At 64.4% G+C, this 21992-nt stretch carries 18 protein-coding genes and 1 other RNA gene; 11 read left to right on the forward strand and 8 right to left on the reverse strand.

Annotated elements, in window-relative coordinates; translation table 11 throughout:
* Nucleotides 1-361 precede the first annotated feature (361 nt).
* The 5 genes from ompA (at nt 362) to AWB67_RS10530 (ending at nt 3724) form a co-directional block, all read left to right on the forward strand.
* Nucleotides 362-1012, forward strand: a complete 651-nt coding sequence (gene ompA, locus AWB67_RS10510) for an outer membrane protein OmpA (RefSeq protein WP_087656184.1) — start codon at nt 362-364, stop codon at nt 1010-1012.
* Nucleotides 1013-1216: 204 nt separating this feature from the next.
* Nucleotides 1217-1915, forward strand: coding sequence for a bifunctional 2-polyprenyl-6-hydroxyphenol methylase/3-demethylubiquinol 3-O-methyltransferase UbiG (gene ubiG / locus AWB67_RS10515; RefSeq protein WP_087656185.1), 699 nt, complete (start codon nt 1217-1219; stop codon nt 1913-1915).
* A 4-nt stretch (nt 1916-1919) separates the two neighbouring features.
* On the forward strand, nt 1920-2678 hold the full coding sequence (locus tag AWB67_RS10520) for an HAD family hydrolase (protein ID WP_087656186.1): 759 nt from the start codon (nt 1920-1922) through the stop codon (nt 2676-2678).
* A gap of 79 nt (nt 2679-2757) precedes the next feature.
* Nucleotides 2758-3127: a transfer-messenger RNA gene (gene ssrA / locus AWB67_RS10525) on the forward strand.
* Nucleotides 3128-3454: 327 nt separating this feature from the next.
* Nucleotides 3455-3724, forward strand: coding sequence for an Arm DNA-binding domain-containing protein (locus tag AWB67_RS10530; protein WP_087656187.1), 270 nt, complete (start codon nt 3455-3457; stop codon nt 3722-3724).
* 328 nt (nt 3725-4052) lie between these two features.
* Here AWB67_RS10530 and AWB67_RS10535 read toward each other — a convergent pair whose 3' ends face one another.
* Nucleotides 4053-4232: a Flp family type IVb pilin gene (locus AWB67_RS10535; RefSeq protein ID WP_087656188.1), complete on the reverse strand. Its 180-nt coding sequence runs from the start codon at nt 4230-4232 to the stop codon at nt 4053-4055.
* A gap of 477 nt (nt 4233-4709) precedes the next feature.
* On the opposite strand from AWB67_RS10535, the gene AWB67_RS10540 reads away from it, so the two are divergent.
* Nucleotides 4710-7070, forward strand: a complete 2361-nt coding sequence (locus AWB67_RS10540) for an FG-GAP-like repeat-containing protein (protein WP_235025100.1) — start codon at nt 4710-4712, stop codon at nt 7068-7070.
* Between the two features lie 13 nt (nt 7071-7083).
* Here AWB67_RS10540 and AWB67_RS10545 read toward each other — a convergent pair whose 3' ends face one another.
* The 3 genes from AWB67_RS10545 to AWB67_RS10555 all read right to left on the reverse strand — a co-directional run bounded on the left by AWB67_RS10545 (nt 7084) and on the right by AWB67_RS10555 (nt 10064).
* Nucleotides 7084-8157, reverse strand: coding sequence for a glycosyltransferase family 4 protein (locus AWB67_RS10545; protein ID WP_087656189.1), 1074 nt, complete (start codon nt 8155-8157; stop codon nt 7084-7086).
* A 429-nt stretch (nt 8158-8586) separates the two neighbouring features.
* Complete coding sequence (locus AWB67_RS10550; protein WP_087656190.1) at nt 8587-8853, reverse strand: hypothetical protein; 267 nt, start codon at nt 8851-8853, stop codon at nt 8587-8589.
* Between the two features lie 137 nt (nt 8854-8990).
* A complete protein-coding gene (locus AWB67_RS10555) occupies nt 8991-10064 on the reverse strand; it encodes a substrate-binding domain-containing protein (protein ID WP_087656191.1) in 1074 nt (357 codons plus the stop codon).
* Nucleotides 10065-10191: 127 nt separating this feature from the next.
* Here AWB67_RS10555 and AWB67_RS10560 point away from each other — a divergent pair, with 127 nt between their 5' ends.
* From AWB67_RS10560 to AWB67_RS10575, 4 genes are read left to right on the forward strand one after another with little or no spacing between them, the layout of a single operon-like run.
* Nucleotides 10192-10683, forward strand: a complete 492-nt coding sequence (locus tag AWB67_RS10560) for an NAD(P)H-dependent oxidoreductase subunit E (protein ID WP_087656192.1) — start codon at nt 10192-10194, stop codon at nt 10681-10683.
* Nucleotides 10680-12236: an NADH-ubiquinone oxidoreductase-F iron-sulfur binding region domain-containing protein gene (locus AWB67_RS10565; protein ID WP_087656193.1), complete on the forward strand. Its 1557-nt coding sequence runs from the start codon at nt 10680-10682 to the stop codon at nt 12234-12236. Before AWB67_RS10560 ends, AWB67_RS10565 begins: the two co-directional genes overlap by 4 nt.
* 55 nt (nt 12237-12291) lie before the next feature.
* The gene (gene fdhF, locus AWB67_RS10570) at nt 12292-15231 is read left to right on the forward strand and encodes a formate dehydrogenase subunit alpha (RefSeq protein WP_087656194.1); all 2940 of its coding nucleotides are present in this window, start codon (nt 12292-12294) and stop codon (nt 15229-15231) included.
* Nucleotides 15232-15240: 9 nt separating this feature from the next.
* On the forward strand, nt 15241-15489 hold the full coding sequence (locus AWB67_RS10575) for a formate dehydrogenase subunit delta (protein ID WP_087656195.1): 249 nt from the start codon (nt 15241-15243) through the stop codon (nt 15487-15489).
* Here AWB67_RS10575 and AWB67_RS10580 read toward each other — a convergent pair.
* From AWB67_RS10580 to AWB67_RS10590, 3 genes are all read right to left on the reverse strand, one after another.
* Nucleotides 15486-17204 (reverse strand): FAD-dependent monooxygenase, encoded by a 1719-nt coding sequence (locus AWB67_RS10580; protein WP_087656196.1) that lies wholly within the window; start codon nt 17202-17204, stop codon nt 15486-15488. The two genes, AWB67_RS10575 and AWB67_RS10580, sit on opposite strands and share 4 nt — an antisense overlap.
* Before the next feature lie 80 nt (nt 17205-17284).
* Nucleotides 17285-18325, reverse strand: a complete 1041-nt coding sequence (locus AWB67_RS10585; protein ID WP_087656197.1) for a cation diffusion facilitator family transporter — start codon at nt 18323-18325, stop codon at nt 17285-17287.
* Nucleotides 18326-18655, reverse strand: coding sequence for an ArsR/SmtB family transcription factor (locus AWB67_RS10590; RefSeq protein ID WP_087656280.1), 330 nt, complete (start codon nt 18653-18655; stop codon nt 18326-18328).
* Between the two features lie 124 nt (nt 18656-18779).
* Here AWB67_RS10590 and AWB67_RS10595 point away from each other — a divergent pair, with 124 nt between their 5' ends.
* A complete protein-coding gene (locus tag AWB67_RS10595) occupies nt 18780-20630 on the forward strand; it encodes a tetratricopeptide repeat protein (RefSeq protein ID WP_087656281.1) in 1851 nt (616 codons plus the stop codon).
* A 55-nt stretch (nt 20631-20685) separates the two neighbouring features.
* Here the strand turns inward: AWB67_RS10595 and AWB67_RS10600 are convergent, their stop codons facing one another.
* Nucleotides 20686-21981 (reverse strand): MFS transporter, encoded by a 1296-nt coding sequence (locus AWB67_RS10600; RefSeq protein ID WP_087656198.1) that lies wholly within the window; start codon nt 21979-21981, stop codon nt 20686-20688.
* Between the last annotated feature and the right edge of the window lie 11 nt (nt 21982-21992).

The following is a 21992-nucleotide window of genomic DNA, read 5'->3' on the forward strand; positions in this document are numbered from 1 at the left end:
CTATGATGCCGCCTCACATGTTTGGACCCTTTCACGCGATCGGGCGAAAAACCGCTGAAAAATGCGAGAAGTGGCACGCAAAATGCGCAAGCCGCGCGCGCAAGACGGCCCCATTCGTTTCCTGTCCCTTTCTTGTTGCTCATGCACCACATATGGTTGCGGGTCTATAGGAGCAGGGATATTTTTTATCGGTGCAAGGGAACGATATGGCAAAATGCCAACGCACAAAGTTAGACACTGCTCGAAGTCTACACGGCGCGTTTTGTTCCGCGGTAATGTTATACTTCGAGCAATGTATGACTTGTCTTTGTCAACAGGCTCGCAGTAAACCTGCGGTAATCTCAATTTCGAGAGGAGAAATATGAATAAACTTTCAAAGCTCGCGTTCATTGCAGCTACCGCAGTTATGGCTGCATCGGCTTCGGCACAGTCGGTGCCGGCATCGCGACAAGCCGTGAACGACAACTGGGTGAACGGCACGGGCGAATACGTGTGGATGAACGGCACGAACGAGCTTTGCTGGCGCGATGCGTTCTGGACGCCGGCCACGGCAAACGCAAAGTGCGACGGCGCGCTGGTCGCTACAGCACCGACGCCGCCGGCACAGGTCGCTCCGCCCGCTATCGTGAGCCAAAAGGTCACCTACCAAGCTGACGCTCTGTTCGACTTCGACAAGGCAGTCCTGAAGCCGGCTGGTAAGGAAAAGCTCGACGATCTCGCATCGAAGATCGGCGGCCTGAACCTGGAAGTCGTGGTCGCTACCGGCTACACCGACCGCATCGGTTCGGACAAGTACAACGATCGCCTGTCCCTGCGTCGTGCTCAAGCTGTCAAGGCATACCTGGTCAGCAAGGGCATCGAAGCCAACCGTATCTACACGGAAGGCAAGGGCAAGAAGAACCCGGTCACGACCGGTTGCAACCAGAAGAACCGCAAGCAACTCATCGCCTGCCTCGCACCGGATCGTCGCGTGGAAGTCGAAGTTGTGGGTACCTCGCGCGCTCCGCAGTAATAGCGCAAGAGTTACCGCAGGATCGAACCCCCGCCTCGGCGGGGGTTTTTTTATGTCCGCGCGGCGAGCGTGGTTTCGGCGCCGGCGTGGTAGCCGTTTGCCCCGCGCGACGCTCAGGCGCACCACCCACCGCTTTTGCCCGCCCCATTCGGCGCCTATATACTCGGGGCTAATCATCACGACATCAGGAAGGCTGCTTTCACCATGACGAACGTCGATCCCCACGAACTTCAGAAATTCAGCGAGCTCGCGCATCGCTGGTGGGACCCGAACGCCGAGTTCAAGCCGCTGCACGAACTGAATCCCGTGCGGCTGGACTGGATCGACGCCCACGCGCATCTGATGGGCAAGCGCGTGCTCGACATCGGCTGCGGCGGCGGCATTCTGTCCGAATCGATGGCGACGCGCGGCGCGACTGTCAAAGGCATCGACCTCGCGACGAGCGCGCTCGGCGTCGCGGATCTGCATAGCCTCGAGAGCGGCGTCGAAGTCGCGTACGAGGAAATCTCGGCCGAGGCGCTTGCCGCACGCGAACCCGGCACGTACGACATCGTCACCTGCATGGAGATGCTCGAACACGTGCCGAATCCGGCGGGCACCGTCGCGGCGTGCGCGTCGCTCGTGAAGCCGGGCGGCTGGGTGTTCTTTTCCACGCTGAACCGCAATCCGAAGGCGTATCTCTTCGCCGTGATCGGCGCCGAGTACATCGCGCGGATGCTGCCCAAGGGCACGCACGACTACGCGCGCTTCATCAAGCCGTCGGAGCTCGCGGGCTTCGCGCGCGCAGCCGAGCTAGCGCCGGTCGACATCAAGGGCATCACGTACCGGCCGCTGAGCAAGCACTTCGGCCTTTCCAGCGACACCAGCATCAACTACCTGATGGCTTGCCGCCGCGAAGCCTGACGCCATGAACCACGACGATCTGACGGGCGAACAAAAACCGACGGTCCTGCCCGACGACCCTACCCCGCTGCCGCAAGCACTCATCGACGACGACCGCCTGGGCCTCTGCCAGGCGGTCCTGTTCGACCTCGACGGCACCATCGCCGACACCGCGCCGGACCTCGTCGCGGCCGTCAACAAGATGCGCCACGACCGCGGGCTCGAAATGCGGCCGCTTGAAATGCTGCGGCCGTTCGCATCGGCGGGCGCGCGCGGGCTGCTCGGCGGCGCGTTCGAAATCGGGCCGGAGCATCCTGATTTCCCGGCAATGCGCGACGAGTTCCTTGCCAACTACGAAGCGGATCTGTGCATCGAGACGACGCTTTTTCCCGGCATCGACGTGTTGCTCGACCAGCTCGATGCACGCGGCGTGCGCTGGGGCATCGTGACCAACAAGGTGACGCGCTACTCCGAGCCGCTCGTCGCGCTGCTCGGGCTCGACACGCGTGCGGCGTGCCTCGTCTGCGGCGATACCACGCCGCATTCGAAGCCGCACCCCGCGCCGCTCCTGCACGCGGCGGAACTGCTCGACGTGGCACCGGAGCGCATCGTCTACGTGGGCGACGACCTGCGCGACGTGCAGGCGGGGTTCGCTGCGGGCATGATCACGGTCGCGGCGGCCTACGGCTATTGCGGCGACGACATCCCGCCGCGCCGCTGGCATGCGAATCATGTCGTCGATTCGCCGTTCGAGCTGCAGCAGTTGCTGCGCGACATCGGCTAGAACGCTCTACGCGGGGCGCATTGAAAGCACGCCGATTCGCCTGATATCGGCTTTTCGTGGGATAATTTACTTTCGCTTTGGGGGCGACCTGGTTTCGACAGGGGTTGCAAAGCGGCTAGGGCATACCGAGGACCCGTCACCTCGTTAATCAATGGGAAAAACGTAACTGCAAACGACGAAACGTTCGCACTGGCAGCCTAAGGGCCGCCTGCCTCTCCCTAGTTCACTGACGGACTAGAGTCGCAAGACCGGTAGCAATACCGAGAGAGGTCATATACGTCAGTTAAGCCTTGTCGGCGTCACGACGCCAAGGTCGAAAATTTAGTGAATCGCTGTAAGGAAGCGTGTTCGTCCGCGTCTTTATGGCTAAATCAAATGACAGAACTAAGTATGTAGAACTGGTCGTAGAGCGCTACTGGACGCGGGTTCGATTCCCGCCGCCTCCACCAATCTTAGTGTTCAGGGGGTTTCATAGACCCTCAAGCTGCCCCACTTAAACCCCGACGGCCTTGGCTTTCGGGGTTTTTTTCTGCAAATCACATTCAGACTCTGTCACAGGTCGTCACCTTCAGTCCCCCTTAAAGGGGGTTTTCCTGGGGGTTTTTCGACGGCTTGGAAAGTCGACCCCCCACCCCCAAGGGCGCCACCGCGGCGCATGCCAATGCCTCTGACCGATCTCGCAATCCGTAAAGCCCAGCCAAACGGGAGACAGCAGAAAGATTTCCGACGGCGGCGGCTTGCACTTGCTCATCACCCCTGCCGACTCAAAACGATAAATGCTCATATATCGTCTCGACGACAAGAAATGGACGCTTGCCTTCGGCACCTATCCGGTGCTCACACTCAGCGAGGCACGTCGCACGCGGGATGAGGCGCGCAAGAAAATCGCTGTAGCCGTTGATGCGAACGACCTCAAGAAATGCGGAGAAGCGCACGGGCGTCTCAACTCGAACGAGCAAAACTGGACCTACGCCGATATCACCGCTTCCGCCGAAAGCGAAATTCGGCGATTGATGGACTGCGCAGTGCACGCGCGGGACCACTAGAGAACCGCGCTGTAATTTCAAGATTGGGCCAACGGCGCGTTTGTCGGCTGGAACGCGTTGACGACCGGCCGTCAGATCGACGGTGACAGCGAGCGGCTCGAGGCTCTCACAGACCCTTCGAAGCACGGTTGTCCAACGCCCGCGAGCAGTTCCTGGGCCGCATGTGCAGCGCGGCGTGGAATCGGCAAGCCGGGGAAGGGTCGAAATCCGGGCGTCGCCGGGACACCAGCTGAGAGGGAGAATCAAACGCAGAAAGGGTGCAGGAATTGCACCCCGGCAAGGAAAGCGGATGATGCAAGGGCGCAACGGCTATTGCGCCCGCATACCCTTACGTCCCCTGTGAAGTCGTTACTTTCGTGAACAGATCGTCATACATGGTTTTGATGCTGTCCTTGAACGTGACCGCCATGCCACCGAGAGCGATCACCACGATACCCGCGAGGACAGCGTATTCCATGGCGCTGACGCCGCGCTCGTCGCGGACAAACAGTTTGAAGAATTTGCGCATCTGAGAATTCCTTTGTAGTAGGTGTTGTGGGCTCGATGTAAAACCTGTCGAGCAGGACAGATGCTGCGGAGGGCCGCACTCGATAACTGAATGCGGGTATGACCGTAACTCGGTTTATCAACCGAACGTTGCTACAGTAAACTCCACGCCGGTCCCGTGCTTCGGCGCAGACGGCGGGATTAGTAGCCCCGATTGTGTTACGAGCACATCGGGGCTTTGTTTTTTCGCCCCGACATTCGTCACGCCACCCTCAATCTCCAAACATCCGCAGATCGATCCGTAATCGGGCTAACGGCAGAATCTAAAAAAACTTTATAAATGGCGCAGCGGGAATCGATAAGCCGGAGCCAACTCACTGATCGACAACTTCGCGTACTCCATCGAAACTTCATACATGTACGCTTGAGCACTGACTGTGTCGCCCGTCGGCGGCACTCTTCTGCTTTGCCGCGCTAATTCAGCGTTCACGGAGTACGCATGCGCCACGTGAAGTCGATGTCGATCGCGCTCCTCTTCGCCTTCTTCGCGGCGCTGATGCCACTGCACGCGAAAGCAGCCGAAACCGCCGATTGCCACGCCGGCACGCTCGTCACCGTCGTCGCGCATCTCGATGACGACCTCCTCTTCGTCAACCCCGGCATCAGCGACAAGCTCAATGCCGGCTGGTGCGTCACCGTCGTGCATCTGATCGGCGGCGCGAACGGCGCCAAGTTCGACTACGTGCTGCTACGCGAGACCGGCACGAAGCTCGCCTATGCGCGCATGGCGGGCGTGCCCGACGAGTGGGTCGAATCCAACCCCGTCTTCGCCGGCAAGCCGGTCCACGAACTCGTGCTAAAAGCGCAGCCGAAGGTCAAACTCCTCGAATTGCGCCTGCCCGGCGGCGCCGTACGCGGCGGCAAGGTGCCGCTCGGTCTTCTGTGGGACCGCGGCGAGACGCTCACCACCTATCCGATGAACGCCGGCGGCACAGGCGCCACGACCTACGACCGCGCCGCACTGATCGCCACGATGCGCGCGATCCTGTCGCCGGCGACCGAGCTCTACACGCTCAATCCGGACACCGTCCCGTTCATCGAGCATCCGGACCACATCTACGCCGCAAGGATCGCTCGCGTCGTCGCGCAGGGGCTAAACCGTGACCTGCCGATCGGCTATCACGTCACCTATCCGACCGGCGGCCTGCCGAAAAACCTCAGCGCCGCCGAGACGCTGAAGAAGCGCGACGTCGTCGGCAGCTATTTCGCGATCGACGGAAACGACGCCGGCCACGTCTTCGGCGAATACCAGTGGGACGGCAACTGGGTCGCGCGCCGCTACTGGAGCGCCGCGCGCGCCGGCGACGCCGGCGCCGAATTTCAGCCGAAGCCGATCCAGCTCGTCAACGAGTATTCGAGCCAGTGCCTCGGCTCCGGCGGCGGCGCGGGGAAAAGTCCGCGTCTCGCGGCGTGCTCGGGCGCCGCCACGCAGAACTGGCACTGGCAGCCGCTCCCCGTCACGCCCGGCGACAAGAACGACGCGCAACTCGTCAATGAGGCGACGCGCCAGTGCATCGCCGAACGCGACGGACGCCTCGTCGAGGAAGCCTGCGACCCAAGCGCGGCCGCCCAACGCTGGACGCCATGGGATTTCGGGCTCGTCTACACACCGCTCGGGCATTGCCTCGGCGCGGTGAACGGCGCGGTATCGGCGGGACGCTGTTCGCTGCTGACCGCCGAATATCGCTGGGCGATCTCGCCGCACTCGCAGTGGACCGACACGCGCGAGGAAGGTGCGCTCTATGGCGACGTCCGCGGCGCGGGCCGCGACAGCACGGTCTACGTCCAGCGTCGCAAGGACGGGCCGGGCTTCAACGTGTGGGTCGCGGAGATGTCGCGATTCGAGGGCGCGATGCCGTGGTACCTGAACGCGGTTCCGTTCGATCACGAGGCCACCGCGCCGACGTGCCGCGCCGACACGCTCTGCTTCGACGGCGCGCGCTTTCTCGTCGCGGATTTCGACGGCGACGGACGCGCCGATCTGATGGTCGTGACACCGCGTAACGGCGGCACCGCGTTCTGGCTGCTACGCAGCACCGGCAGCCGCTTCGATACACCGCGTCTCTGGTATCAGACGAGTGCCGCATGGACGCCCGCGCTAGCACAGCAGTACGTCGCCGCCGACTTCAACGGCGACGGTCGCGCGGACGTGGTGATCGCGCAGAAGCGTCCGGATACCGGCCTCGACCTGTGGATGCTCGCGGGCAACGCGAATTCGACCGGGAGCGCGCCGGTACGCTGGCTCGAAGCTCCCCAGCTTGATGCCGCCGCGCGTTTTCTGCCGGCGCGCGTCGCGGGATCAACGCGCGTGGGCTTGATGGCGATCGAAAACATGAATTCTGCGCTCGCCGTCACGCGGATCGCGAACACCGGCGGCGCGTTCGCCGCGCCCGAACGCGGCACGCCCTACCCTCAGTTCACGCCATCAGCAGTGAAAGTGGCAGCGGGCGACGTGGACGGCGACGGCATCGACGATCTCGTCGTGCTACAGCCGCGCGGCGACAGCGCGAGCATCGACGTGTGGAAGATCAAGAATGGTGCGCCAGTGCGCGTCGCGACGCTCGCCGACGCGTCCTGGGCCGATTCGATGCCCGCGCTCATCCGCCGCAACGACCGCGCGACGCTGATGCTCTTCAAGCGTGCCAACGCGACGCTCGGCGAGTTCTATTTCACGGGCGGGGAGCCGAGCTTGTGGGGTTACGACTTCGTCGGGCCGTCGAGGCTTGGGCCGGTGCAGATCTGGGGCAATCTGCCGGGGTTGTATTCGGAATCGCTGTGGCTGAGGTCGCTGGCGCAATAACGGCGTTAAAAACTCAACCCGCCGCCACCCGCAAATTCAGCACTTCCCGCGCGATCGCCAGATAGCGGTCGGCGGTGCTTTGCAGCGTGAACCCGTGGAGCGGCCGCGTCGCGCGCGGCTCCGAGAGCGATTCGAGCAGCGCACGGCCGTAGGCATCGGCATCGTTGGTATCGAGCAGTTGCACGCCCGGGAAATTGCTCGCGAACGCAAAAGACGGAATCGAATTCGCGACGACCGGAATACCCGACGCCAGCGCCTCCAGAAATCCGATGCTATGCGCCTCGAAACTCGACGGCATCGCAAACGCCGCCGACGCCCGCAAAATCTGCGCGACATTCATCTGCGGCCCGTCGATCACCACGCGCTCCTGCAGCGCCAGCTTCGCGACGAGATCGACCACCGCCGCGTGATACGCCAGGTTCTCGATCACGCCGCACAGGAGCAGGCGCGCGTCCGGATCGGCTTGGGCGACGCGCGCGAACGCATGCACCGTCTGCAACTGGTTCTTTTCGGGGATATAGCGCCCGACCTGCACGATCTGCTTGTGCGCGACCGGAACGGGGGCGACGTCGTCGGTGAAACGCGAAATATCGACGCCGTTCGGCACCACCATCATCGACGGATGCGTGCCGATCTCCTTCACGTAATCGTCGATATTTTTCTGCGACACGCCGATCACCGCCTTCGCGCGGCCGGACAGCAGGCGCTCGGCGCGCAGCAGCGCGTAGTTGGAGAAATCGTTGGCGCCGGAGTGCATCACCCAGACGATCGGCACGCGCGTCGGCAGCGCGCGCACGTAGAGGGCGGGAATCGTCGCATGCGCGAAGATGATGTCGGGCTTGAACGTGCGAATCGCCTGATAGAGGAACAGCAGCCTGCCGATCTTGCGATGGCTCTTCTTCGGGAACAGGCACATCACGCCGTGCGTGCGAAGTTCGTCGCTGATGTGCTCGAAGTCGCTGTGCTGCGGCAGAAGCGATGCGATGCACACACTGTGGCCGGCCCGCTGGTGGCCGATCGCGACGCCCTTCACAAGCACTTCTGCCCCCGACAGGCGCGGCGCCAGTATGACCTGGAGAATTCGCATTTATGCAGTCCCTCGGCAATTCCGAAGCGTCGTCCGTGGCCCGGCAGGCATTGGGACCATTCTCCCCCAACTGCCGGACGCCGTGTCGTGCGCGGATGCCGGGCAACCGACGCGCTTCTTTTATCGTTTATAAGAGGAAAAGTCGCTTGTCATCGGATATCGATCGATCACGCTTGACTTAAGGTACTCCTCCCGTCATACCAAATGCCCGCCATCTCGTAGTGTTTTTCGGTCGCCGTGCAGCGTTTATTGAATTGGGGCGCGAGATGGCGTGGACGGCGCGTGGACGCGTCGCCGGACTGTAAGCGGGGTGTCATCTGACGCCTGTTCCGGGCGCCTCGGTCGATTCGATTCGGCTTTCAGCCAATCGATCTGGGGGGGATGCGGCGGGCTCACAGTCGCGGCGACCGTGAACCTGCGCCGGGGGAATTACTCCGTGTCCTTCGGGCACTTCAGGTTGCAGCCGTTCGGGTCGCCGTTGTCGGCGCGGCGGCGTGCGGCGGACTTGCCTTGCTGATATTTGTCGCTGGGCGCGGACGCGGCGAACGGCATTTGCGGGTGCTCATTCAGGCGGAACTGCTCCTGCAGGACGCCGCCGGGAACACCCGGCGAGTTTTGCGCGAAAGCGACCGGGGCAAGATAAACCGCGCCTGCGACGAGCGCGGCGCACGTGGAAGCAATAAGAGGCAATTTCATGGCGAGATGTGGCGCGGTTTCGAGTCGCGCTAAGACGTGAACGGCAAGGCGCTAGGTTAACGTAATTTGAGACGCAGGGCAGCGCCCGGCAAAGCGTTAATTTTACCGTTCGTTTCGAGAAAGCCAGCAGCTACGCCTCACGCACCGCTCAAACCCTCCTCCACGCCGACCAACAAGCCGCAGCGCGCCGGATCGTAGCCTTCAAGATGCGCGACGCTCACGTTGAACGCATCGCTTCTCAGGACGTCGAGCACGCTCGCGAGCCGCGCTTCGTTCAGCCGCGAGCGTTCGCAGGCGAAGAAGTAGTCCTCGTCGATCACCGGGATGAAGTCGAGCGCGAAATGCTGCGCCGCGGGCTGCACGCCGAAGCCCAGGTCGGCCATGCCGCTCGCGACGAACGCGGCGATCGCCGAGTGCGTAAGTTCGGTGGTCGCGTAGCCGTTGATCTGGTCCGGATCGACGCCGATGCTTCTCAGCGACAGATCCAGCAGCATCCGCGTGCCCGAGCCCGGCTGGCGGTTGACGAAGCGCACGTCGTCGCGTGCGAGGTCGTGCAAGCCTTCGATGTGTTTCGGGTTGCCCTTCGGCAGGAAAAGCCCTTGCGTGCGGCGCGTGAGGTGAATGAGCTGATGCCGTTCCGGATCGAGGAACTCTCGGTAGATCTGCGCGCAGGTCGAACGGAATTCGCCGACCGGCAGGTGAAATCCCGCGAGTTCGCACTCGCCGCGTGCCAGTGCGCTGACGGCTTCGGCGCTCTCGCGATATTTGATGTCGACGGGAATGCGCTCGACGCCGAGCGCGCGCACGAGCGTCGCGACCGCGTAGCCGTGCGACGCGTGAATGCGCACTTGCGCAGCTTCGCGTGCGAGGCGCCGGTTCAGCTCATGCGCGACTTCAGTCGCGACCGATTGCAGCGGCGCGTCGAGCCGTTCGCCGGAAATACGCTGCGCGCGCAAAACCGATTCGCCGAGTTCCGACAGCACCGACCCGCGCCCACGCGATTTCGTGATCAGCGCGCCGCCCAGACGGGCCTCGATTTCGCGCAACAAGCCCCATGCGTGCCGATAGGACAAACCCTTAGCGGACGCGGCATTGGCGATGCTCCCAGTCTGGGAAACGAGCAGCAAAAGCGGCACAACCGCGCTGAGACTGGTTTCCCGGCCATCGGCGTCGCGCAGCACGAGTTCTGCACGGCATTGGACATCGACCATATGCACTCCCGGTTCCTATTGCCAAGATATATCACGGCGCCTATTGTTCACTTCATCGGCTCGGTGCACAAATTATAAGTCTCTAATATGCACACGATAAACATATACCGAGCGTTGGAGGAGCCCCATGACACACCCGCAGCAAGCCGTACCCGCGCCCGATGAGCTCGTGCGCCGCCATGCCACCCAGGGCGCCACGCTGATGGCGATCCTGCATGCGATCCAGGACGACGTCGGCTTCGTGCCGCCCGCGACCGTTCCGCATCTGGCGCAGGCGCTTTCGCTCTCACGCGCCGAGGTTCACGGCGTCATCACCTACTACCATCATTTCCGGTCGGAGCCGCCTGCGCGCGTCACCGTGCAGTTGTGCCGCGCTGAAGCGTGCCGCAGCATGGGCACGGAAGCGCTGGCGCAGCATGTCGAAGGCCACACAGGCTGCAAGTTCGACAGCGGCCATCACGAGGAAACCGAGCTCGAATCGGTGTTCTGCCTCGGCCAGTGCGCGCTGTCGCCGTCGATGATGATCAATGGCGAGCTGTACGCCAAGGTCACGCCGCAGAAGTTCGACCGGCTATTCGCGGCCGCAGAGGCCCGCACGAAATCGGAGGAAACGGCATGACACGCATCTACGTCCCCTGCGATTCGTCCGCGCTCGCGCTCGGCGCCGACGCCGTCGCTGCCGCCATCGCCGATGAAGCCACCACGCGCGGCATCGACGTCCAGATCGTGCGCAACGGTTCGCGCGGCCTGCTGTGGCTCGAACCGCTCGTCGAAGTTGAGACGGCGAACGGCCGCATCGGTTATTCGAATGTCGAGGCTGAGGAAGTCGCCGCGCTCTTCGATGCCGGGTTCATCGAAGGCGCCGCGCATGAGAGAAATGTCGGCGTGGTCGACGAATTGCCTTATTTGAAGAAGCAGCAGCGCCTGACGTTCGCGCGCATCGGCATCACGGACCCGCTTTCGATCGACGACTACGTCGCGAACGGCGGCATCGAAGGATTGCGGAAGGCGCTCGACATGAACGGCGATGCCGCCTGCGAAGCGCTGATCGAATCGGGCCTGCGCGGACGCGGCGGCGCGGCGTTCCCTGCCGGCATCAAATGGCGCACGGTGCGCGGCGCGCTCAGCGACCAGAAGTACATCGTCTGCAACGCCGACGAAGGCGACTCCGGCACGTTCTCCGACCGACTCGTCATGGAAAGCGATCCGTACGTGCTGATCGAAGGGATGATCATCGCGGGCATCGTGACGGGCGCGACGAAGGGCTACATCTACGTGCGAAGCGAGTATCCGCATTCGATCGTGACGCTCAACCGCGCGATCGACCGCGCGCGCGATGCCGGCTGGCTGGGTCAAAGCGTGCTCGGTTCGTCGCACGCGTTCGAGCTCGAAGTGGCGAAAGGCGCGGGAGCGTATGTCTGCGGCGAGGAAACGGCGCTGCTCGAATCGCTCGAAGGCAAGCGTGGCATCGTGCGCGCGAAGCCGCCGGTGCCGGCGCTCGTCGGCCTGTACGGCAAGCCGACCGTCATCAACAACGTCATCACGCTCGCGACCGTGCCGATCATCTTCGCGAAGGGCGCGTCGTTCTATCGCGACTTCGGCATGGGACGCTCGCGCGGCACGCTGCCGTTCCAGCTCGCGGGCAACATCAGGCAAGGTGGCCTCGTCGAACTCGCGTTCGGCGTGACGCTGCGCGAACTCGTCTACGAATACGGCGACGGCACGGCGAGCGGCCGACCGGCGCGCGCGGTGCAGGTGGGCGGCCCGCTCGGCACGTATCTGCCGGAAAGCCAGTGGGACATTCCGCTCGACTACGAAGCCTACGCGGCAGTCGGTGCGGTGGTGGGCCACGGCGGCCTCGTCGTCCACGACGACACGTCGAACCTCGCCGACCTCGCCCAGTACGCGATGCATTTCTGCGCGCTCGAATCGTGCGGCAAGTGCACGCCGTGCCGGATCGGCTCGACGCGCGGCGTCGAGGTGATCGCGAAGATCCGCTCGGGCGATACGTCCCCGAAACAGGTCACGCTGCTGCGCGACCTGTGCGACACGATGGTGTCCGGCTCGCTCTGCGCGATGGGCGGCATGACGCCCTTCCCGGTGCTGTCGGCGCTCGACCATTTCCCCGAAGACTTCGGTCTTGCGAAAGCGCCGTCCAAGAAAGCGGCATAGCAACCAGATTGCATGGGCCAGCGAGTAAAGCGCTGGCCAAATGGAGACAAAAGACATGTCCAACACGAACAACGGCTGCGGCTCCGGAAATTGCGCGTGCAAGAGCGCGGCATCGGTGCAAAAGGGCGATCCCTTCGACTTCACCGACTACGGCACGCCGCTGCGCCACGCCGACATCGACGTGACGCTCGAAATCGACGGCGAAGCGGTCACGGTGCCGGCCGGCACCTCGGTGATGCGCGCGGCGATCGAAGCTGGCGTCAACGTGCCGAAGCTCTGCGCGACGGATTCGCTCGAACCGTTCGGCTCGTGCCGCCTGTGTCTCGTCGAGATCGAAGGCAAGCGCGGCTATCCCGCGTCGTGCACGACACCGGTCGAAGCGGGCATGAAGGTGCGCACACAAAGCGACCGCCTGCAGTCGCTGCGCAAGAACGTGATGGAGCTCTACATCTCCGATCACCCGCTCGACTGCCTCACCTGCCCCGCCAACGGCGACTGCGAACTGCAGGACATGGCTGGCGTCGTCGGCCTGCGGGAAGTGCGCTACGGCTACGAAGGCAAGAACCACCTGAAGGACAAGAAAGACGAGTCGAACCCGTACTTCACCTACGATGCGTCGAAGTGCATCGTCTGCAATCGCTGCGTGCGAGCCTGCGAGGAAACGCAAGGCACCTTCGCGCTGACGATCGCCGCGCGCGGCTTCGAATCGCGCGTCGCCGCGAGTGAAAACGTGCCGTTCATGGAATCGGAGTGCGTGTCGTGCGGCGCGTGCGTCGCCGCGTGCCCGACCGCCACGCTGCAGGAAAAGACCGTCATCATGCTCGGCCAGCCGGAGCATTCGGTCGTGACGACGTGCGCGTACTGCGGCGTCGGCTGCTCGCTCAAGGCGGAGATGAAAGGCAGCACGGTGGTGCGCATGGTGCCGAACAAGAACGGCCAGGCGAACGAAGGCCACGCGTGCGTGAAGGGCCGCTTCGCGTGGGGCTACGCGACGCACAAGGACCGCATCACCAAGCCGATGATCCGCGCGAAGATCACCGATCCGTGGCGCGAAGTGTCATGGGACGAAGCGCTCAAATACGCGGCGAGCGAATTCCGCCGCATCCAGGACAAGTACGGCCGCGATTCGATCGGCGGGATCACGTCGTCGCGCTGTACGAACGAGGAAACGTACCTCGTGCAGAAGCTCGTGCGCGCGGCGTTCGGCAACAACAACGTCGATACCTGCGCGCGCGTCTGCCACTCGCCGACCGGCTATGGCCTCAAGACGACGCTCGGCGAATCGGCGGGCACGCAGACGTTCGCGTCGGTCGAGAAATCGGACGTGATCGTCGTGATCGGCGCGAATCCGACCGACGGCCATCCGGTCTTCGCGTCGCGCATGAAAAAGCGCATCCGTGAAGGCGCGCAACTGATCGTGATCGATCCGCGCCGCACCGATATCGTCGACGGCCCGCACATCAAGGCGTCACATCACCTGGCGCTGCGGCCCGGCACCAACGTCGCGATCATCAACGCGATCGCGCACGTGATCGTGACCGAAGGGCTCGTCAACGAAGCGTTCGTCGCCGAGCGCTGCGAAGCGCGCGCGTTCGGTCAATGGCGCGACTTCGTCTCGCACGAGGAGAACTCGCCCGAAGCGATGGAAGCCATCACCGGCGTCCCCGCGCATCTGGTGCGCGAAGCCGCACGCATCTACGCGCGGCCTGGCAACTCGGCGATCTTCTACGGCCTGGGCGTCACGGAACACGCGCAAGGCTCGACGATGGTGATGGGCATCGCGAACCTCGCGATGGCGACGGGCAACATCGGGCGCGAAGGCGTCGGCGTGAATCCGCTGCGCGGCCAGAACAACGTGCAGGGCTCGTGCGACATGGGCTCGTTCCCGCACGAACTGCCGGGCTACCGCCATATCAGCGACGCCGCGACGCGCGCCCTCTTCGAGGAAGCGTGGGACTGCAAGCTGCAATCGGAGCCGGGCCTGCGCATTCCGAACATGTTCGATGCCGCGTCGCACGGCACGTTCATGGGCCTCTACTGCCAGGGCGAGGACATCGTCCAGTCCGATCCGAACACGCATCACGTGACGGGTGCGCTGTCGTCGATGGAGTGCATCGTCGTGCAGGACATCTTCCTGAACGAGACGGCGAAGTACGCGCACGTGCTGCTTCCGGGCGCGACGTTCCTGGAAAAGGACGGCACGTTCACCAACGCCGAGCGCCGCATCTCGCGCGTGCGCAAGGTCATGCCGCCGCTCGCCGGCTACGCCGACTGGGAAGTGACGATCCTGCTCGCCCGCGCGCTCGGCTACGAGATGGGCTACACGCATCCGTCGCAGATCATGGACGAGATCGCGCGTCTCACGCCGACGTTCCACGGTGTGTCGTACAAGCGGCTCGACGAGCTCGGCAGCATCCAGTGGCCGTGCAACGAATCGGCGCCGGAAGGCACGCCGACGATGCACATCGACGAATTCGTGCGCGGCAAGGGGCGCTTCGTCATCACGAAGTTCGTCGCGACGCCGGAGAAGGTCACGCGCAAGTTCCCGCTGCTGCTGACGACGGGGCGCATCCTGTCGCAGTACAACGTCGGCGCGCAGACGCGGCGCACGGAGAACTCGCGCTGGCACGACGAGGACCGGCTGGAGCTTCATCCGGTCGATGCCGAGGATCGCGGCATCAAGACGGGCGACTGGGTCGGCATCGAATCGCGTGCGGGGCAGACCGTCTTGCGCGCGAAGATCACCGAGCGGATGCAGCCGGGCGTCGTCTACACGACGTTCCACTTCCCGGAATCGGGCGCGAACGTAATCACCACCGACTCCTCCGACTGGGCGACCAACTGTCCGGAATACAAGGTGACGGCAGTGCAGGTGATGCCGGTCGAGCAGCCGTCGCAATGGCAGAAGGACTACTCGCGCTTCAACTCGCAGCAGCTCGGCCTGCTGGAGATGCGTACGGAAGAAGGCGCGCTCGTCACGACCTCAGGGAAATAGGAAAGAAAAATGGACGTAGCCAACCTGATCGACATGGCGAACCGCATCGGCGATTTTTTCGATTCGCTGCCGGACCAGCACGAAGCGACCGACAGCATCGCCGATCACATTCGCCGCTTCTGGGAGCCGCGCATGCGGCTCGCGATCCTCAACGCGCTCGATGATCCTGAAGTGAGCGCCACGATGACGCCGATCGTGCACGAGGCGCTGATCGAGCATCGGCAGGATCTGACGCCTGCCAAGGCTCCAGCGGCCTAGTCTTCCTTGTACTCGTGCTCGGGCGCCGCATCGGCGGCGCTCGCGTTCGCGCTGAACCACGTCTCGCAATGTCGCAGAAGTCCGTGCACATCCGACGGCGCCCGTCCGCGCGCCGCGATATAGCCGTCCGGCCGCACGAGATAAAACGATGGCCGCGTGCGTCCGTAATTGTCGGTGAGCGACTGCGCGCCTTCTCCCTGCATGACGTCCGTGATACGCCACACGCGCACCGCGTTGGGCAACACCCTCTCCATCTGACCGCCCAGCCCATCGAGATCGGGGTCGCGCATCGCGTGCGCCACCGTGATGGTCGCGGGCGCGAGCGCGATGTCGTCCTCGCCTTCGGGAGTCACCAGCAGGAACAGCGAAAAGTACCCGGGATCGTGCAGGTCGAAAAGACAGCCAAAGCCCGGCACGCGCCCGAGCGGCCCATCGACCACGTGCACCCGCGCATCCGGCGCCCGCTCGCCCGCGCGCGGGCCGCCATCGAGCAGACGCTCCATCGTCAGCGGACTGCGCCGGTACTGGATCGACAGCTCGCTCACAGTACGCCGCATCGCGTCGCGCAGCGGGCCGATCGCGGAGAGCGCGGGCATCACGTGATCGCGGATCAGCTTCATCGGACCGTGCTCGGCGCTCGCCATCTGCGTGAGCATGCTCGATTGCCGCAGCACGTCGCGCTCGATCGGATGGCGCTCCGCGTGATAGGTGTCGAGCAGGCGATCGGACGCGCCGCCGGAGAGCATCCGCGCGATCTTCCAGCCGAGGTTGAGCGCTTCCTGGATGCCCGTGTTCATGCCCTGCGCGCCGGCCGGGCTGTGGACATGCGCGGCATCGCCCGCGAGAAAGATGCGCTCGACGCGCAGCCTGTCCACCATGCGGCTGTTCAGCCGGAAATACGACGACCAGCCGATGCTCGACAGCGTCACGCGATGATGCACTCGCCGCTCGACGATCGCGCGGCAGTCGTCGAGCGTCGGGCCGTGGTCGGATTCGGGCGCGACGTGCAGGTCCGCGATCAGCCGCGCGCGATCGTTGCCCATCGGGAAGAGCGCAGCCAGGCCCTCGCCTGACGCGAAAATGTGGAACTCATCGTCGGCCCAGTCGGAATCGACTTGCAGGTCGGCGAGAAGAAAGGTCTGCTCGAAGGTCTTGCCCGTGAAGCCGATATCGAGCCGATGCCGCACCAGACTGTGCGCACCATCTGCGGCGATCATGTACGACGGCCGCAGCGTTTCCTCGCGTCCGTTCGGATGACGCAGCGACGCCTGCACGCCCGCCGCGCCCTGCGAGAAATCGTGCAGCTCGACGCCGCGCTCAATCCACACGCCGAAGCTCGCCAGATGCTCGGTGAGGAGCCGCTCGGTTTCGGACTGTTCGAGAAAAAGAAGATAGGGATAGCGCGTCTGCAGCGGATCGAAGTCGAGCCGCGCGAGCCGCTGACCGTTCGAATACAGATTGGCGACCCGCGCGCGATGCCCCTTTTCAAGAAACGGCTTGACGATGCGATGCTGCTCGAAGAGTTCGAGCGTGCGCGCCTGAATGCCGATCGCGCGCGAATACGGCGACGGCGCACGCGCCTTGTCGATGAGCCGAACCGGAATGTGCGCGCGCGCGAGACTCATGGCGGCGGCGAGACCCGTCGGCCCCGCCCCGACGATCAGCACCGGCGCCACGTCGAGCTTGTCGTGCGGATTCAGCTTTGGGGCGAACATGCACTCCTCCCTGATACGTCACGTTCGTATCAGTGTACGCCGCTCGTTCGCGGTTTCGGCTGGCGGGAGATCGGTCGGAATCAGCCGCGCGTGTGCAGCGCACAATGATGATGCGTCGTGCCGAGCTCCACTTGCAGCGTCGCGTGATGCATCGCATAGTCGGCGCGCAATGTCTCCACGATGCCGTCGACGAACGCATCGCCCGGATGGCCCGCGCGCATGACGAGGTGCGCCGTCATCGCGTTTTCGGTCGTGGAGAGGGCCCAGACGTGGAGGTCGTGCACGTCGTCGACGCCGGGTAAATCGGACAGATATTGCCGGATGCGCGTCATGTCGACGCTCGGCGGGACGGCGGCCATCGCGAGGCGCATCGCGTCGCGTCCGAGCCCCCACGTGCCATACACGATCACCGAGACCACGACGAGGCTCATCAGCGGATCGATCCAGCTCCAGCCCGAGAACAGGATCACGAGCCCGCTCACCGCGACGGCGGCGGAGATCGCGGCATCGGCGGCCATGTGGAGGAAGGCGCCGCGCACGTTCAGGTCTTCCTTGCTGCCGCGCATGAAGAGCCACGCGGAGAAGCCGTTCACGACCAGCCCGAGCGTCGCGACGATGAAGACGTCGAGGCCCGCGACTGGCGCCGGGTTCAGGAGCCGCTGAATCGATTCGAGCACGATCGCGCCGCACGCGAAGAGCAAAAGCGCGGCGTTCGCGAGCGACGCGAGAATCGACGAGCTGCCGAGGCCGAAGGTGTAGCGCTGCGACGGCTCGCGCTTGCCGAGCCAGACCGCACCCCACGCGAGCAGGAGGCCGAGGACGTCGGAGAGATTGTGGCCGGCGTCGGCGAGGAGCGCCGTCGAGTGGGCGATGAAGCCGTACACCGCCTGCACGACGACGATCAGCATGTTCAGCCCGACGGCGAGCGCGAACGTGCCGCTCTGGCCTTCCTGCGGCGCGTGATGGTGGTGATGGCCGTGGCCGCCGTGGTCGTGCGCGTGGTCGTGGCCCTGCGAGTGCTCTTTGTGCGCGTGGCCGTGACCGTGCGCATGCTCTTCATGCGCATATCCGTGCTCGTGCTCGTGCTCATGCTCGTGCTGCCCGTGCGAATGCGTATTCATTTACTCGTTGTCCGGTCTGAAGTCGGTTTGCGGCTCGGCGACATGTTCCAGCAGTTCGCCGAGCATCGCGCTGATATGCCGGTCGGCGGCGAGATAGAAGACCTGCTTGCCCTGCCGCTCCGCGCGCACGATCCGCGCCGCGCGCAGCAGCCTCAAATGATGGCTGACGAGCGACGCCGACAACCCGAGCGCCTCCGCGATCGCTCCCACCGCCCGCTTCTCGTCGACGCACGCGAGCACGATGCGAAGGCGCGTCGGATCGCCGAGGAGGCGAAACAGATCGGCAAGCGGGACGACACGGTCATCGGAAGCATTGGGAAGCGAAGCCATGTGCGGTCGAAAGAAAACATATGAATAGCTGTTCACATGTTAGTTCCTTGAGCGCCGAACTGTCAATTCGGCGGGCGTCGCCCGAGTGTGTGGGAAAATGCGGGGTTTTCGCTTTCTTCCCGTCATGGACACTGTATTCGCCCGCGGTTTCGCGGCCCATCGTGACGGCCGCCTGACCGAAGCGGAACGCGACTATCAAGCCGCGCTCGCCGCCGAACCTCGACACGTCGACGCCCTGCATCTGCTCGGCGTGCTGCGCCACCAGCAAGGGCAGCACGCGGAAGCGGCTGCCCTTGTGCGTCGCGCGGTGGACCTGCGTCCGACGGACGCCGGCCTGCAGCTCAACCTCGGCAACGCGCTGAAGGCGCTCGGCCGCATCGACGACGCCATCGAGCGATTTCGCAACGCGCTCACGCTGCAGCCCGGCTTTCCGCTCGCGCAGTACAACCTCGGAAACGCGTACACCGCAGTCGGCCGCCACGAAGACGCCGCCGACGCCTTTGAGAAAGCCCTGCGCCTGCAGCCGAACGACGCCCCGACATGGAACAACTTCGGCAACGCACTTTCGGCGCTGCGCCGTTTCGACGATGCCGTGAAGGCGTTCCGCCGCGCGCTCGCGATCCGTCCAGGACACGCCGGCGCGCACAACAACCTCGGAATGGCGCTGAACGCACTCGGCGACATCGACGGCGCGATCGAGCAGTTCCGCATCGCGATCGAGGTCGAGCCGAACTACGTCGCCGCGCATTTCAACCTCGGCAATCTGCTCGATGCGACCGGCCGGCCGGCGGAAGCCGTCGACGTGCTCGAAAAGACGATCCGCATGCATCCGCAGTTCGCGCCCGCGCATTTCGGCCTCGGGCACGCGCTCGCGACGCTCGGCCGTCAGAAGGAAGCGCTGCCGCAGTTCGAGCGCGCGGTCGGGCTGGATCCGAAATATGGGGTCGCGTGGCTAGGTCTCGGGAACGCGCATCTCGCGCTCGGCGCGCATCAGGCGGCGATCCGCGCGTTCGATCAGGCGCTTCGCCTCGCGCCCGGCGAACCCGCTGCGCAACTGAATCGCGCGCTGGCTCTTCTCTCGCTCGGCGATTACGCGCGTGGCCTCGCCGCATACGAAGCGCGGCTCGCGACGCCCGGCGCGGCCAAGACGCCGCCGGTGCCGCGCTGGAGCGGCGAGCCGATGCCCGGCCGCACGCTCCTCGTGCGCGCGGAACAGGGTTTCGGTGACACGCTGCAGTTCGTCCGCTTCGCGCCTTACGCCGCGAAGCTTGCGGGCCGCGTCGTGCTGCAGGTGCAGCCGGCGCTTTTGCCGCTGCTGGAACCAGCGGCGCGTGCAGCGCGCGTCGAACTGACGAGCGCCGCCGACGCCACGCCGAAAGCCGACGCCTTCTGTCCGCTCCTGAGCCTGCCGCTCGCACTCGGCATGACGACGCAGGACGCGATGCCCGCGCGCACGCCTTATCTCGTGATCCCGGCGGCATACCGGCGCAAGTGGCGCGGGTCGATCGGCGGGCACGCGAAGCGCCGGATCGGCATCGCGTGGTCGGGGCGGCTGCAGCCCGGCGAAACGCGCTCGATCCCGCTCGCCCTGCTCGATCCGCTCTTCGCGATCGAAGGCATCGACTGGATCGCTTTGCAGCCTGTGCTGACGAGTGAAGAACGCGCCGCGCTCGCCGCGCATCCGTTCTCGAAGTCGATCCATCGCCTGGACGGCCGTCTCGAAAACTTCGCCGATACCGGCGCGATCGTTGATCGGCTGGATGGCGTGGTGTCGGTGGATACGTCGGTGGCGCATCTGGCGGGCGCGCTCGGCAGGCCGCTCTGGCTGATGCTGCCGCACGCCGCCGACTGGCGCTGGGGCATCGATGCGCCGTCGAGCGCGTGGTATCCGACGGCGCGGCTTTACCGGCAGCCTGAGCCGGGTGCGTGGGCGGATGTCGTGGACAAGGTGGCCGCAGCGGTGCGCAAAGCCTAGAAACAAACCCCTCGTCTTTTTCAGAGCGAGGGGTTTGTTTCTGCGACCTGCGACGTCAGGCCGTCTTGTACTGATTCCGCGCCTCAGGCGAGCGATACAGCACGAGCGTCGCGATCAGGCCGCAGACCGCGGCGAGTCCCATCCACAGGCCCGGAGCTGCCTTGTTGCCCGTCGAGTGAATCAGGTAAGTGGAGATCGCGGGCGTAAATCCGCCGATCGTCGTCGCGAGGCTGTAGGCCATCGAAAAGCCCGTTGTGCGGACATCGACCGGCATCACTTCGGTCAGCGCCACGACCATCGCGCCGTTGTAGCTGCCGTACAGGAACGAGAGCCACAACTCGACGCCAAGAAGCCGCAGGAACGACGGGTCCGCGACCAGCCACTGCACTGCCGGATACGACGTCACGATCGTGAGAATCGTGAAAAAGAGCAACACGGGCCGGCGGCCGATGCGGTCGGACAGCGCGCCCATCACCGGCAGCCACACGAGGTTCGACAAGCCGACGCACACCGTCACGACGAGCGTGTCGATCGCCGACATCTTCAGCACTTCCTTGCCGAACGTCGGCGTATAGGCGGTGATCATGTAGAACGAGACGGTCGTCATGATCACCATGCCCATGCCGGCGATGACGATGTTCCAGTTCTGCACCATCGATTTCGCGACCTCGCGCATGTCCGGACGGTGTTTCCGCGCGAGGAATTCATCGGTTTCGCGCAGCGACCGGCGAATAATGAAGAGAAACGGCACGATCAGGCAGCCGATCAGGAACGGCACGCGCCAGCCCCACGCGCTCATCTGGTCGGCGGGGAGCCACCGGTTCATGATCACGCCGATCAGCGCCGCGAACACCACGGCCACTTGCTGGCTGCCGGACTGCCACGAGCAATAGAAGCCCTTGTTGCCCTTAGTCGCGATCTCGGAGAGATAAACCGACACGCCGCCGAGTTCGACACCCGCCGAGAAGCCTTGCAGCAAGCGCCCGCCGAGCACGATGATCGGTGCGAGCGCACCGATGGTCGCGTAGCCCGGCACGAGCGCGACGCACGCCGTGCCGATCGCCATCAATGTAAGCGTGAGAATGAGGCCCTTGCGCCGACCGTGGTGGTCGATATAGGCGCCGAGCACGATCGCGCCGACGGGTCGCATCAGGAAGCCGGCGCCGAACACGGAGAGCGCGAGCATCAGCGAGGCGAATTCGTTGCCGCTGGGAAAATAGGTCTTGGCGATGGCCGAGGCGTAGTAGCCGTAGACCATGAAGTCGTACATCTCAAGAAAATTGCCACTGACGACGCGAAAGACCGTCTTGAACTTCGATTCGTTGGGGAGAACGGGGTGTGACGTGGACATGACTCTCTCGA

The sequence above is a fragment of the Caballeronia terrestris genome (assembly GCF_001544515.1).
Lineage (GTDB): Bacteria > Pseudomonadota > Gammaproteobacteria > Burkholderiales > Burkholderiaceae > Caballeronia > Caballeronia terrestris.